This window comes from Pseudomonas sp. TAE6080 (assembly GCF_018732265.1).
In the GTDB taxonomy this organism is placed as follows: Bacteria; Pseudomonadota; Gammaproteobacteria; order Pseudomonadales; family Pseudomonadaceae; genus Aquipseudomonas; species Aquipseudomonas brenneri.
In genome coordinates, this window is record NZ_JAHIDY010000007.1 from 1 (window position 1) to 12,181 (window position 12,181).

Below are 12,181 nucleotides of genomic sequence, written 5' to 3' on the forward strand. Positions count from 1 at the left end.
GAACGTCGCATCGTCATGCGCAACCTGGGCTTCTTCTCCACCGCCGATTCCCTGGTCGCCAACAACCTGGTCCTGGCCGTGTACCGCCTGATCACCAACCCGGAGTGCCGCCAGTACATCCTGCGCCAGGCCTTCGAAGAAGCGATCCACACCCACGCCTACCAGTACTGCATCGAATCGCTGGCCATGGATGAAGGCGAGATCTTCAACATGTACCACGAGATCCCATCGGTCGCTAAAAAAGCTGCCTGGGGCCTGAAGTACACCCGTTCGATCTCCGATCCTAAGTTCGAAACCGGCACCGTCGACACCGACAAGGAACTGCTGCGCAACCTCGTCGCCTACTACTGCGTGCTGGAAGGTATCTTCTTCTACTGCGGCTTCACCCAGATCCTGTCCATGGGCCGCCGCAACAAAATGACCGGCGTGGCCGAGCAGTTCCAGTACATCCTGCGCGATGAGTCGATGCACCTGAACTTCGGTATCGACGTGATCAACCAGATCAAAATCGAAAACCCACACCTGTGGGATGCCGACATGAAGGAAGAAGCGACCCAGATGATCCTGCAAGGGACCCAGCTGGAGATCGAATACGCCCGCGACACCATGCCGCGCGGCGTGTTGGGCATGAACGCGGCGATGATGGAGGACTACCTCAAATTCATCGCCAACCGTCGCCTGTCGCAGATTGGCTTGAAGGAAGAATACCCAGGCACGACCAACCCGTTCCCGTGGATGAGCGAGATCATGGACTTGAAGAAAGAGAAGAACTTCTTTGAGACGCGAGTGATTGAGTATCAGACGGGTGGGGCGTTGAGCTGGGATTGATCAGCTCATAGTTGCCAACTAAAAAGCCCTGAGGTTGTACTCAGGGCTTTTTTTATGGAAACAGGTCAAACAGTGGACGGCTTGCCATTTCTTGAAGTACATCACCTCAAGCACCTGGCCCGGAAGGGTTCGGATCGCATCTCCAATGCTGTAGCCTTGTGCCCCAATTGCCATCAGCGTTGTCACCGGTCGAGTGACCGGGATGAATTCACCGCTTATGCATTCCAAGAAAATAGTAGATAGGACCGAGGCCACCCCGTGAACCCAGACATGCTAGAAGCCGGCCCAGTGGGCGCCAAGGTACTTTCAGTCTTCGACTTCGACGGCACCCTGACCCGCCACGACAGTTTTGTGCCGTTCCTCAAGTTTGCTTTCGGCAAGCAGGAATTCAACCGCCGGATGCTCAAGCTGGCGCTGCCGGGCTTGCGCTTCCTGTTACGCCGGATGAGCCGCGATGAGCTCAAGGCCCAACTGATTCGTACCTTTATGACCGGTGTGGAGAAGGCTTGGGTGCAGCAGAAAGCCGAGGAGTACTGCAAGGCCTATTGGAACAAGCTGATGCGCCCTGCCGGCTTGCAGTCGGTGGCCGACGAGATTGGCTCCGGTGCCGAGGTGACGCTGTGTTCGGCCTCACCGGCAATCGTGTTGCAGCCTTTTGCTGATCGGCTGGGGATCAAGTTGATCGGGACCGAGCTTGAGGTGGTCGATGGGGTGTTGAGTGGGCGGCTCACGGGTAACAATTGCCGTTGCGAGAACAAGGTGCTGCGCCTTGAAGCGATTTATGGGGACTTGGGCGAGTATCGGCTCAGGGCCTGGGGTGACACGCGCGGGGATCGCGAGTTGCTGGCGGCGGCGCAGGATGCGCATTGGCGGCACTTTCATTCGGCCAAGCGTAGAAGTCGCAAACAACGTTGAACGCTTGCCTGGCGAACGTCTTAGGCAGCAATCCAGTTTTCAACAAGCAGGCCGTTTACGCGCTTGAACTCACCCTCATTGTTCGTCACCAGCACCAGGCCCGAACTTCTGGCATGGCCGGCTATGTGCAAGTCATTGACGCCAATGGGGGTGCCCTTTTTTTCCAGGTCGGAACGAATTGAGCCGTAGTGAAAAGCGGCTTTTTCATCGTAATGAATGATGTCGAGCCGAGAGGTGAAATTTTCCACTGCTCGAGTGTTTCGCTCAACAAACTGGCTTTTTTCGGCCCCATGCATGAGTTCCGCCAAGGTGATTGAGGAAATCACCAGACGCCCAACATTGGCATTGAATTTCTCGAGTATTTCAATAGGCCTACGCTTGATGATGTAAATCACAATGTTGGTATCAAGCATGTATTTAATCATCAAACGACTCTCTCTCTTGCTGGGCCGGTTCAGTTCGCTCCGCCATAAAGTCATCGGATACTGATTCGCCCGCAAGGAAAAAACTGTCCCATGTGTTTTCAACCGGCGAGATGATCAAATCACGCCCAACGGCACGGACCTCGACAGTTTTCACGCCGTCAGGGAAACGCAATTCGGCCGGAATCCGGATATTTTGCGTCCGGTTATTTGTAAAGACTGTTCCAGTAGACATGAGATCACCTCATCTGAAGGGGAGAGCAAGCAAAGGATAGTCGCTTCATGCTCTATTGCAAAGCTCTATAGCGTGGTGATCAAGTCTACTGTCACATACCGAAAGTCGTTTATTGAGTGGATCGGCCACGATGGGAGGCCAGACATTTGTGCTACCTGCACAACCCCGCTATTAATAGCGAATCTTCCCACGGACCGCTCCCATGAAATTCGACACAGCCTATTGCCTGAGCCTGGACGAAAAGCTGTCGATCTATGACGTGCGTGACCTGAATTTCGACGAAACCGCCGCCTTCGACTCCGACAAGGACAGCTTCCTCTGCCCCAACGATGATTGCCGTGCGGCGTTTGCGGCGGGCAATGTGCTTGGTACGTTCAACGGGAAGAACGTCAACTATCTGCGCACCCCGCATTTCAAGAACCTGCCCGGCACCCGGCATATCGACGGCTGTCGCTACGCCAGTCACAGGGCCGTGGCAGGAGACACCGAGGATGAGCGCGAGGAGAACTTCCCGTCGGAGTTTGTGCTGACTCGGCGTCAGTACGAACGCAAGGTAGTCATCCGAGGTTCTGCAGATGCTGCCCCACAGGATCCGACGAAAGCGCCTGCGAAAATATCCAATACATCCCACAGTGCCAGCGAAACCACACCGGACAAGACCAGCGTCTTTGCCCACCCGGTGGAATGCTACGTGTCCAACATCGACGACAGGGACAAGCTCAAGGGCATGCCGTTGAAGATCGGTGAACAGACCGCAACTTATTGGGCGTTTTTCAAGAAGATCGAATACCTGCAGGACAACAAGGGCTTGATCTACTGGGGCCGGATCAAGGCGATCAAGGACTACACCAGCAGCTTTCGCATCGACTTCGAAAAGAAGGTGTGGCTCGACAAGAAGCCGTATTCCGTCAATGTCTACCTGAACAAGAAACTGATCGAGAACTACCGCAAGCGCAAAGCGTTCCTGGAACAGATCAAGGCCGCCGTCGACAGTGAACGCCCCTTGTATTGCTTCTTCTATGGTGTGACGCCGGAGTTGAAACAGGTGCCGAGCAAGAAAGATCCCCAGCAGACATTCGGCGTGTTCAGTGCCGATATCCAGAACCTGGACCACCTGCTTATCCGCGAGGCGCCGGGGCTGGAGGAGAAATGACCCGCAGCCCCCGCCAATCGCGGGCCGGCCAGCCAGGAAATGATCCAGTTGATGAACGGTCAAAACAACTGTACAAAAACACAGTATAGTTTGTCCTCCCCCGTTGGCATCCTGGAGAAAGCCCATGTCCTCTCTGGCAGTGAGCACCACCGTAGATCAGCAAATCGTCCTTCATCAGTTCACCCCACGGCACAGTGTCCAGGCTCGCGCGCTGTTGGGCTGGAGCCGGGAAGACCTGGCCCGGCACGCCGGGGTTGGAATAGACGCCATACAACGCTTTGAAAGCCATGAAGAGGTGGATGACGCCGTTCGCATTGCCTTGGCGTTTCGCCTGGAACACGAAGGCTTGGTATTTTTCCCGGGGTTTGCGCCGGGATGGGGCATGAGCGGGCGCCGCTCCGTCGCTGCACAGGTCGATGCCGCACCCGGCGGTCGTGGCCTAATAGCACGGATGCTGGGCTCGACATCGTCGAACACGCCTCAACCCAACGGGGCATAGGCCTGACCGCGCAAAAGGCTCACCTCGCAGGCACGTTACCGTATGCGGCCTGCATGACCTGCTGATAGACCCGGACCAGTGCCGATAGCGAGTCCCGTGCCCAGCGCGCGCCATAGAACCAAAGCACGACATGGGTGCCATCGGTAGCATCGTTGAATATCTGGCACACACCTGGATATCCGGTTTTGCAGAAGCCGTGGAAGGCTGGGCTTTGCCCATCGGACACCAACGCGTCGAGGCGATGCTCACTCACCCGCTCATCGATCTCGTTGCTGGACGCCTGGGTGAAATACGCAGCGGCATCGGGTAACTGCGCCACCACTGGCAACACTTCAGCGCCGGCAGCCTTTAGCACCTCCAGGGCCTGGAGAAAACCATTGGAATGCTCCACCGTTTCACGCACACCGTTGCGCAGATATTCGTCGGCAAAACCGATACGCCAAGTGGCCAGGACAGGAGCAGATTTTGCGGAACGGTTATCCATGATGGGTGGGACTTCCATCATGACCTGGCCTGCGGGGTCGAGGCCACTCAAGGCAATAAGCGATAGCGACGGATCACGTACGGTCTTCATCATCGGGCCAGGGATATCGAACCTGGGGCCCTGGACGGTAGTGAGCGTAGTCACACCCACAGGAGCCGCCGAAGACTGGAACTCAATGCAGCCCCGAGAAACACCCACGGTGTTCGCCAACCCCGACGGTGCGCTCGGCTTACAAACACTGTGATCAAAGCCATGGAATACTGAATGCACCCCGACAGGACAGGGAACACATGGCCGCAGGGTCTTCCTACATTTGTCCTCCATAAGGCCTCACTCCCAGAAAATGACTTTCCGAGATCATCGCACCCTTTTCCAGTCGGTTCTCTGGGCAGAAACACCTTGAAAGTCCTTTTTGCAGACCAGACGTTGCAGTCCCTTCAGTTCGCTAGCGGTTCTGCCGCCTGAGCCTCGACATCCAGCCACCAGGCATGCCCGCGCTCAGGTGCGCCCAGCATGAACGCCTGGCCCATGGCGGGTGTGGTAATCGACACATTGCGCTCCCAGGCCAAGGCCATGATGCGGTCAAACGGTTCATGCCAGGCATGGAATGCCAGGTCAAAGGTGCCGTTGTGGATCGGCAGCAACCAGCGCCCCTTCAGGTCGATATGGGCCTGCAAGGTTTGTTCGGGCTGCATGTGCACATGTGGCCAGTCGACGTTGTAGGCGCCGGTCTCCATCAAGGTCAGGTCAAATGGCCCGTACTGCTCGCCAATACGCTTGAAACCCTCGAAATAACCCGTGTCGCCACTGAAAAAGATACGCCGGGCATCATCGATCATCACCCACGACGCCCACAGCGTCTGGTTGCCATCAAACAGTCCACGCCCCGAAAAGTGCTGGGCAGGCGTCGCGACAAAACGGATACCGTCCACTTCCGTGCTCTGCCACCAATCCAACTGCCGCACCTTGTCTGGCGCGACACCCCATTTGATCAAAGTGTCACCGACACCCAGTGGCGCCAAGAAATAGCGGGTCTTGCCAGCCAATTGCACCACGGCCTGGCGGTCCAGGTGGTCGTAATGGTTGTGCGACAAGATCACCGCCTCAATCGGCGGTAGTTCTTCAAGGCTGATGGGCGGCTGGTGGAAGCGCTTGGGACCGGCCCAGTTGAAAGGCGAAGCACGCTCGGCAAATACCGGATCGGTCAGCCAGAACTTGCCGCGCATTTTCAGCAGGACGGTGGAATGCCCAAGGCGATAGACGCTGTGATCCGGAGCACTCAGCAATTGTTCACGCGTCAGGCGCTGCACCGGGATTTCACCCACGGGCCGGGTACTGCGAGGCTTGTGAAAAAGCATCTTCCAGAAAATTTGCAGGGTTTTGCCAAAGCCTGCGCGGTTGACCGCGGCATGGTTACTGAAGTGACCTTGCTGCTGCTCGGACGACTTGAGTGCGGGAGATGAGGTGTCGAGACGGGTAGAGATCGTGGCCATTACAAAGTGACTCCGGTACGTTCTGCTGATGCAGATCAACAACTACACTGCACAGTGTAGTTTCAAGATTGCAACAAAACCCGGACCAAGTAAACTACCGAGTGTAATTTTCTTCCCAGAGCCGAAAAGCCCCCATGACTGCACCTCAACGCCTCACCGACCGCAAACGCGAAGCCATCGTGGCAGCAGCCATCAGCGAGTTTCGCGACAACGGTTTCGAGGTCACCAGCATGGACAAGATCGCCGCCACCGCTGGCGTCTCCAAGCGTACGGTGTACAACCACTTTCCCAGCAAAGAGGAGTTGTTCACCGAAATCCTGCATCAGTTGTGGGCCAGCAGCGTGGCGCAACTGGATGTCAGCTACAGCCGCGAACATCCCCTGCGCGATCAGTTGCGCGTGTTGCTGCAAGCGAAGATGAAAATGATGTCGGACGCCAACTTTCTCGACCTGGCCCGAGTCGCGATTGCCGCAACCATCCACTCCCCGGAGCGCGCCCAGGACATCGTCAATCGCCTGAGCGAGCGCGAAGAGGGTTTTACCTTATGGGTGCGCGCGGCGCAGGAAGACGGACGACTCAAACCCGTCGACCCATGCTTTGCCGCCCACCAGGTACAAAGCCTGCTCAAGGCATTCGCTTTCTGGCCACAAATCACCCTGGGCCAGCCCACCCTCGACGCGCCCACCCAGGCCAACGTGATCGAGTCGGCAATGGATCTGTTCCTGGCCGGCTATGAGATTGCCGCCACCCCGCGGTAACCCCCTCTGTCGCCAATAAGACACTGACAGGTCGTTTTTGCCTTAAACCCTCGCAATACCCGCGCAAATGGCCTGGAAGGACACTGATTATTCCTGCGTAAATCCCTGACAATAATCGCCTGTCATCTGGCGTAAATGGCCTTTGGATAACGTACGCCTTCGCCACCTAAAAAAAGAAGAACCTGACGCAGGGATCTATGGAAAACCTTCGAGGCAAAGGGCTGTCGTTTGCCCGGCGCATTTATCGGCCGCGCATGATCGGGCTGGGTATTGGCAGCCTGTGCGTGTTCGCGGCCCTGTATCCGCTGGCGATGCCCGGCTGGATCTGGGGCTTGTGGCTGTTCAACGCCTTTATCTGGCCGCACCTGGCGTACCAGCTGTCGAGCCATGCAGCGTTCCCCTACCAGGCCGAGCGCCGCAACCTGCTCTATGACTCACTGTCCGGTGGGTTCTGGGCCGCGGCCACGCAATTCACGCCGCTGACCGCCGTGACTATCCTCGCGATGATGACCATGCACAACGTCGCGGCGGGCGGCAAACAGCTGATGATCCAAGGCCTGCTCGCACAACTGGCAGGTGTTGCACTGGCCTGGCTGGTGTTTGGCCCTTCGTTCAACCCCAATGTCGGCCTGATCCAGGTGTATGCCTGCCTGCCGATGTTGATCCTCTACCCCGTCGCCATCGGCATGGCCAGTTATCGCCTGGCTATCAAGCTCTCGGAACACAAGCGCGCCCTGAGTGCCTTGAGCCGTACCGACAGCCTGACCGGCCTGCTCAATCACGGCTCCTGGAAGGACCTGCTGCAACTGAAGTTCCACACGTGCCAGCAGCAACAGTCCCAGGCCACCATCGCGCTGATCGATATCGACCACTTCAAGCAGATCAACGATGCTTATGGCCATATCGTCGGCGATCGGGTCTTGCGGCAACTGAGCAAGGAATTGCTGCGCAACGTGCGGGAAAATGACTTGGCTGGCCGCTACGGTGGCGACGAGTTCTGTGTGATCCTCCCGGACGTGCCGCTGGAGCAGGCCAGCTATGTGATGGAGCGCCTGCGGGAAATGTTCAGCCGCTACCGCGACCCACAGGTTCCTGAGCTGCGGGTCAGCCTGAGCATTGGCCTGGCGGCCTACCAGGTGCACTTCACCCAGGCGCATATGTGGCTCAATGCTGCGGACCAGGCGCTGTATGCCGCCAAGGGGACCGGGCGCAATCGCGTGACGGTCGCCGAATCGCGGATCGCACGTTCCGCTTGAATGGGCTAATTATCCAGGCCGTGTCTTCGTCCATCTTGTAGACGCCAGCTTGGCGCCCGTTGCAGACCGGCCGGCGCCGACAAAAATCAAAATGCCACCATTTATCGGATCCTGTGAGTTTCGCCGTTTTTTGCGCGAACTTCCGTCACCGCCCATGACTCTCAGCTCTCAGTTCCACCGCCTGTCGGTATAAAGGAAGCCGGCAATGAGCAAGTCTACCGTGGGCCATGAAGCCTCACGGCGTACAAGCGCACCCAGGGATAACGCCTCGCACTTTGCTTGCCCGAGTCCGCGACCATGCTATTTAGCGCCCATAAAAAAACCATTACTGCCCTGCAAGACACTGTCAGCCAACAAGCCAGCCTGCTCGATGCGATTGAACGCTCGATGGCGGTGATTGAATTCGACCTGCAAGGCAACGTCTTGCGTGCCAATACCAACTTTCTGCAGACCATGGGCTACCGCGAAGATCAGGTGGTGGGGCAATCCCATCGCCTGTTCTGCCCCAGCACGTTTGCCCGTAGCGCCGAGTACAGCCAGTTATGGACACAATTGGCTAACGGCCGATTCCAGTCCGGGACCTTCGAGCGCGTAGCCGCCGATGGTCATTCGGTGTGGCTGGAAGCCAGCTACAACCCGGTGTGCGACCCATCCGGCCGCGTGGTGAAAGTAGTCAAGTACGCCTTGGACGTGAGCGCCAGAATGCAGGCCGAAAGCGAAACCAACGCCAAGCTTGAGGCGATTGACCGAGCCATGGCCGTGATCGAATTCAACCTCGACGGCAGCATCATTACCGCCAACCAGAACTTCCTCCAGCGCATGGGCTACAGCCTGGCAGAGCTGCAGGGCAAGCATCATCGCCTGTTCTGCAAACCGGAACTTGCCAACAGCAATGAGTACAGTGAGTTCTGGCACCGACTCAACCAGGGGCAGTTGTTCAGCGGCCAGTTCGAGCGCCTCACCCGCAGCGGCCAGACGCTGTGGCTGGAAGCCAACTACAACCCGGTGTACGACGCCAGCGGCCGCCTGTGCAAGATTGTGAAGTTCGCGTCCGACGTCACGGCCATGGTGCAAAAGCACGCTGAAGATGCCCAGAGTGCAACCCAGGCGTATCACATTTCCCTGCAAACCCGGGATATCGCCGAAAAAGGCGCCGAGGTCATTGAGCAGACCGCCAGCGGCATCCATGACATAGCCGCCGACGTTGAAAACTCATCCCGACTGATCGCCAAGCTGGGCGAGCGTTCGCAGCAGATCACCGCCATCGTCAACACCATTCGCGCGATTGCCGACCAGACCAACCTATTGGCCTTGAATGCAGCCATTGAAGCCGCACGCGCAGGTGACCAGGGCCGCGGGTTTGCGGTGGTCGCCGATGAAGTCCGGCAACTGGCCGCGCGCACCAGCGGCTCCACGGCACAGATTTCGAGCATGATCGAGATGATCCAGAGCGAAACCCGCCAGGCCATCGACAGCATGGACAACACCCGCGACCGTGCCGCCCAAGGCGTGGAACTGGCCAATCAGGCCGGCACGGTGATCCTGCAGATTCGCGAAGGCACCAGCGATGCCGTACGCGCGGTGAGTATGTTTGCCAATGAACGGGCCGGGTTGTAGAGACCGGCTTGTCGGCGCCTACGAGGGCTGGCGCAAGTGCCGGCCCAGTTCATCGAACAACGTCACCACTGATCGCAGCGCCCGGCAGTCCGGGCGTGTGAGCAACCACAGCGCCGTATCATGCCCCGCGAGTGCCGGCCCCAATGGCTGCAACCCATGGCCTTCCCCCAACAGAAAATCCGGCAGCGCCGCCACGCCCAGGCCGGCACGTACCAACTCGGTCGCGGACAACATGCTGTTACACCGGTAACTGGGCCTGACGCCAGGCAAGTGCTGGCGACGCCAAGCCACGGTGGGATGGTCGGGCAGGAAGTCATCCGGGGCGATCCAGGCCAAGGTGGCCAGGTCCTGAGTGTCGTGCTGCTGTGCATAGCCGGGACTGGCGCAGACGCGATAGGACACCGTCCCCAAGCACCGTCCCACCAAGTGCTCCGGGGGTGTGCGGGTCAGGCGCAGGGCAATGTCGGCATCGCGTCGGCTGAGGTTGGCAAAGTCGTTGGACGTGCTCAGTTCCAGAGTCAGCGCCGGATAGCCCGGCATGAACCGGGCCAGGGCCGGCAGTAACAGGCCCTGCAACACCGAGTCGGTGCAGGTCAGGCGCACGGTGCCGCTGATCACCTCGCCGCCCTGCTCCACCCCTACCCGCGCCGCTTCCAGCGCCTGCTCGGCACGTTCCGCCTGCTGGGCGAGTGTCGTGGCCAGGCTGGTCGGCAAGTAACCGGCACGGCTCTTTTCGAACAGCACCTGCCCCAGTGACGACTCCAGGCGCCGCACAGCCCGAAACACCGTGGACACATCCACCCGCAGCAAAGCCGCCGCCCGGGCCAGGGTGCCACCACGCACCAGAGCAAGGACCAGTGCCAGGTCGGGATAGTCGAGCTGATAGTGCGTGGCTGCATTGAGCATATGGAGTAACGCCAATATTGATTGCGTGAACGCCAATCTATAGTGCGCTCCAGGACTCGACAAGCCATTGGACGCCAGCCATGAACCCCACTGCCCTGCACCTCGCCCTGATTGGCGATTACGACCCGCAAGTGACAGCACACCAAGCCATCCCGCTTGCATTGCAAAAGGCCAGCGCACAGCTGGGCCTGACGATACAGGTTGAATGGCTGGCCACTGACACCCTCACCGACACCCAAGCCTTGCAGCCCTTCGACGGGTTCTGGTGCGTGCCTGCCAGCCCCTATCGCGATATCGACGGTGCCTTGCGGGCGATCCGTTTTGCCCGCGAACAACGGCGTCCTTTCCTCGGCACCTGCGGCGGTTTTCAACATGCTGTGCTGGAATATGCGCGCAATGTGCTGGGCTGGGCCGATGCCGAACATGGCGAGCTGGCACCCGATGCGCCACGTGCGGTGATCACCCCCTTGGCGTGCGCCTTGGTCGAGACCATCGCCCCGGTGCGCCTGATGGCGTTCACACGGATTGCCGAGGCTTACGGCACCCTTGAAATCCAGGAGGGTTATCGTTGCCGCTATGGCGTCAATCACGACTTCGAACAGGCGTTGCTGGAGGACAATCTGATTGGCAGCGCCCATGACTCAGCGGGCGAGGTACGGGCCTTGGAACTGCTGGACCATCCGTTTTTTGTCGCCACCCTGTTCCAGCCAGAGCGCGCGGTACTCAAGGGAGCCAGCGTGCCGCTGGTCACGGCATGGCTCATGGCCTGTCAGGCGTGTTCGGCATGATCGCCAAGACACCCGCCACGCCCTATTACGCAGTGATCTTCACCTCCCTGCGCACCGACACCGCCCCAGGCTACGCACAGGCCGCCGAACGCATGCTCGAACTGGCCCGCGAGCAACCGGGGTTTCTCGGCGTGGAGTCGGCCCGGGGTGAAGATGGGTTGGGGATTACCGTGTCCTACTGGGCCTGCGAGGCGGCCATCCTGGCCTGGAAACAACACGCCGAGCACCGTGAAGTGCGCGAGCAGGGCCGGGCCACCTGGTACTCAGCCTTTCAGACACGGGTATGCAAGGTCGAGCGGGCTTACGCCTTCAGCGCCCTGTAGAGGCAGCGCCTACAAGGGGTCAACCCTGATCAATTGACCAGGCTGCGCACCGCGCTGATCTGCGGGATCTCTACCCGGCGCATGTACACCCGCAGCGGTTCAGTGATGTTGATGCGGTCGTCGATGTTCTGGTCCAGCAACAGTTGGATGTGCTCGCGGGACAGGGTCATGGCCTGGTCAGCCGTGGGCTGCCAGACAAACTCGCTGGTGGGGATGATGCCGTCGTCGGCGACGTCCATGCCGAACGAGTCTTCGCTGAAACGTACGATGTACTGGCCGGTCTTGCGGTTCAGGCCGACAAAACCGTTGAGTTGGTCGGCGGCCTGGCAGATGAGTTCTGATGTGATGCGCATGCTAAACCTCACTGAAAAATCCCACAGGGGAAGTGAACGATGGTTTACACGCGAGGCAGAAAAATAAGGCAATACAGGTTTCCCTCTGACGGGGAAGCTCGGACCAAGAGTACTGCATAGCACGGCACAAAAGCGCAGAAAAATAGCGCAT

The 12,181-nt window shown here is 58.8% G+C and carries 15 protein-coding genes and 1 pseudogene; 10 read left to right on the forward strand and 6 right to left on the reverse strand.

Going from position 1 to position 12,181, the window contains the following annotated elements; translation table 11 throughout:
- From KL786_RS07260 to KL786_RS07270, 3 genes and pseudogenes are all read left to right on the forward strand, one after another.
- On the forward strand, window positions 1-828 hold an 828-nt coding region (locus KL786_RS07260), incomplete at its 5' end, for a ribonucleotide-diphosphate reductase subunit beta (protein WP_215517174.1).
- 72 nt (window positions 829-900) lie between these two features.
- Window positions 901-1,071: pseudogene (locus KL786_RS07265) on the forward strand (HNH endonuclease); the annotation flags it as partial.
- 27 nt (window positions 1,072-1,098) lie between these two features.
- A complete protein-coding gene (locus KL786_RS07270) occupies window positions 1,099-1,743 on the forward strand; it encodes an HAD-IB family hydrolase (protein WP_032862618.1) in 645 nt (214 codons plus the stop codon).
- Between the two features lie 20 nt (window positions 1,744-1,763).
- On the opposite strand, the gene vapC is transcribed toward KL786_RS07270, so the two are convergent.
- Together vapC and vapB are read right to left on the reverse strand one after the other, a co-directional pair.
- The gene (gene vapC, locus KL786_RS07275; protein ID WP_215517175.1) at window positions 1,764-2,168 is read right to left on the reverse strand and encodes a type II toxin-antitoxin system tRNA(fMet)-specific endonuclease VapC; all 405 of its coding nucleotides are present in this window, start codon (window positions 2,166-2,168) and stop codon (window positions 1,764-1,766) included.
- On the reverse strand, window positions 2,161-2,400 hold the full coding sequence (vapB, locus tag KL786_RS07280; RefSeq protein ID WP_032862615.1) for a type II toxin-antitoxin system VapB family antitoxin: 240 nt from the start codon (window positions 2,398-2,400) through the stop codon (window positions 2,161-2,163). The genes vapC and vapB overlap by 8 nt, the downstream gene beginning before the upstream one ends.
- 202 nt (window positions 2,401-2,602) lie before the next feature.
- Here vapB and KL786_RS07285 point away from each other — a divergent pair, with 202 nt between their 5' ends.
- Complete coding sequence (locus tag KL786_RS07285; protein ID WP_215517176.1) at window positions 2,603-3,553, forward strand: hypothetical protein; 951 nt, start codon at window positions 2,603-2,605, stop codon at window positions 3,551-3,553.
- Window positions 3,554-3,677: 124 nt separating this feature from the next.
- Entirely contained in the window at window positions 3,678-4,052 is a 375-nt protein-coding gene (locus KL786_RS07290; protein ID WP_215517177.1) for a helix-turn-helix domain-containing protein, read from the forward strand.
- A gap of 19 nt (window positions 4,053-4,071) precedes the next feature.
- Here KL786_RS07290 and KL786_RS07295 read toward each other — a convergent pair whose 3' ends face one another.
- Window positions 4,072-4,680 carry an amidase family protein gene (locus KL786_RS07295; RefSeq protein ID WP_215517178.1) on the reverse strand — a complete coding sequence of 203 codons (609 nt, stop codon included), beginning with the start codon at window positions 4,678-4,680 and terminating at the stop codon, window positions 4,072-4,074.
- A gap of 293 nt (window positions 4,681-4,973) precedes the next feature.
- Window positions 4,974-6,029, reverse strand: coding sequence for an MBL fold metallo-hydrolase (locus tag KL786_RS07300; RefSeq protein ID WP_215517179.1), 1,056 nt, complete (start codon window positions 6,027-6,029; stop codon window positions 4,974-4,976).
- Window positions 6,030-6,163: 134 nt separating this feature from the next.
- On the opposite strand from KL786_RS07300, the gene KL786_RS07305 reads away from it, so the two are divergent.
- The 3 genes from KL786_RS07305 to KL786_RS29845 all read left to right on the forward strand — a co-directional run bounded on the left by KL786_RS07305 (window position 6,164) and on the right by KL786_RS29845 (window position 9,660).
- On the forward strand, window positions 6,164-6,787 hold the full coding sequence (locus tag KL786_RS07305; RefSeq protein ID WP_215517180.1) for a TetR/AcrR family transcriptional regulator: 624 nt from the start codon (window positions 6,164-6,166) through the stop codon (window positions 6,785-6,787).
- A gap of 197 nt (window positions 6,788-6,984) precedes the next feature.
- Window positions 6,985-8,043: a diguanylate cyclase gene (locus KL786_RS07310; RefSeq protein WP_065944041.1), complete on the forward strand. Its 1,059-nt coding sequence runs from the start codon at window positions 6,985-6,987 to the stop codon at window positions 8,041-8,043.
- 297 nt (window positions 8,044-8,340) lie between these two features.
- Complete coding sequence (locus tag KL786_RS29845; protein ID WP_215517181.1) at window positions 8,341-9,660, forward strand: methyl-accepting chemotaxis protein; 1,320 nt, start codon at window positions 8,341-8,343, stop codon at window positions 9,658-9,660.
- 18 nt (window positions 9,661-9,678) lie between these two features.
- On the opposite strand, the gene KL786_RS07320 is transcribed toward KL786_RS29845, so the two are convergent.
- Window positions 9,679-10,566 (reverse strand): LysR family transcriptional regulator, encoded by an 888-nt coding sequence (locus KL786_RS07320; RefSeq protein ID WP_032862607.1) that lies wholly within the window; start codon window positions 10,564-10,566, stop codon window positions 9,679-9,681.
- 80 nt (window positions 10,567-10,646) lie between these two features.
- Between KL786_RS07320 and KL786_RS07325 the strand changes: the two genes are divergently transcribed.
- Window positions 10,647-11,354 carry a CTP synthase C-terminal region-related (seleno)protein gene (locus KL786_RS07325; RefSeq protein ID WP_215517182.1) on the forward strand — a complete coding sequence of 236 codons (708 nt, stop codon included), beginning with the start codon at window positions 10,647-10,649 and terminating at the stop codon, window positions 11,352-11,354.
- Window positions 11,351-11,677 (forward strand): antibiotic biosynthesis monooxygenase family protein, encoded by a 327-nt coding sequence (locus KL786_RS07330; RefSeq protein WP_215517183.1) that lies wholly within the window; start codon window positions 11,351-11,353, stop codon window positions 11,675-11,677. Before KL786_RS07325 ends, KL786_RS07330 begins: the two co-directional genes overlap by 4 nt.
- A 29-nt stretch (window positions 11,678-11,706) precedes the next feature.
- Here KL786_RS07330 and KL786_RS07335 read toward each other — a convergent pair whose 3' ends face one another.
- Entirely contained in the window at window positions 11,707-12,030 is a 324-nt protein-coding gene (locus KL786_RS07335) for a DUF2025 family protein (RefSeq protein ID WP_215517184.1), read from the reverse strand.
- Window positions 12,031-12,181 lie beyond the last annotated feature (151 nt).

What these genes read in the sequence shown, in the direction of transcription:
- KL786_RS07270 (WP_032862618.1), top strand. Translation starts at nt 1,099, where the DNA reads ATGCTAGAAGCCGGCCCAGTGGGCGCCAAGGTACTTTCAGTCTTCGAC.
- vapC (WP_215517175.1), bottom strand. Translation starts at nt 2,168, where the DNA reads ATGATTAAATACATGCTTGATACCAACATTGTGATTTACATCATCAAG.
- vapB (WP_032862615.1), bottom strand. Translation starts at nt 2,400, where the DNA reads ATGTCTACTGGAACAGTCTTTACAAATAACCGGACGCAAAATATCCGG.
- KL786_RS07285 (WP_215517176.1), top strand. Translation starts at nt 2,603, where the DNA reads ATGAAATTCGACACAGCCTATTGCCTGAGCCTGGACGAAAAGCTGTCG.
- KL786_RS07290 (WP_215517177.1), top strand. Translation starts at nt 3,678, where the DNA reads ATGTCCTCTCTGGCAGTGAGCACCACCGTAGATCAGCAAATCGTCCTT.
- KL786_RS07300 (WP_215517179.1), bottom strand. Translation starts at nt 6,029, where the DNA reads ATGGCCACGATCTCTACCCGTCTCGACACCTCATCTCCCGCACTCAAG.
- KL786_RS07305 (WP_215517180.1), top strand. Translation starts at nt 6,164, where the DNA reads ATGACTGCACCTCAACGCCTCACCGACCGCAAACGCGAAGCCATCGTG.
- KL786_RS07310 (WP_065944041.1), top strand. Translation starts at nt 6,985, where the DNA reads ATGGAAAACCTTCGAGGCAAAGGGCTGTCGTTTGCCCGGCGCATTTAT.
- KL786_RS29845 (WP_215517181.1), top strand. Translation starts at nt 8,341, where the DNA reads ATGCTATTTAGCGCCCATAAAAAAACCATTACTGCCCTGCAAGACACT.
- KL786_RS07320 (WP_032862607.1), bottom strand. Translation starts at nt 10,566, where the DNA reads ATGCTCAATGCAGCCACGCACTATCAGCTCGACTATCCCGACCTGGCA.
- KL786_RS07325 (WP_215517182.1), top strand. Translation starts at nt 10,647, where the DNA reads ATGAACCCCACTGCCCTGCACCTCGCCCTGATTGGCGATTACGACCCG.
- KL786_RS07330 (WP_215517183.1), top strand. Translation starts at nt 11,351, where the DNA reads ATGATCGCCAAGACACCCGCCACGCCCTATTACGCAGTGATCTTCACC.
- KL786_RS07335 (WP_215517184.1), bottom strand. Translation starts at nt 12,030, where the DNA reads ATGCGCATCACATCAGAACTCATCTGCCAGGCCGCCGACCAACTCAAC.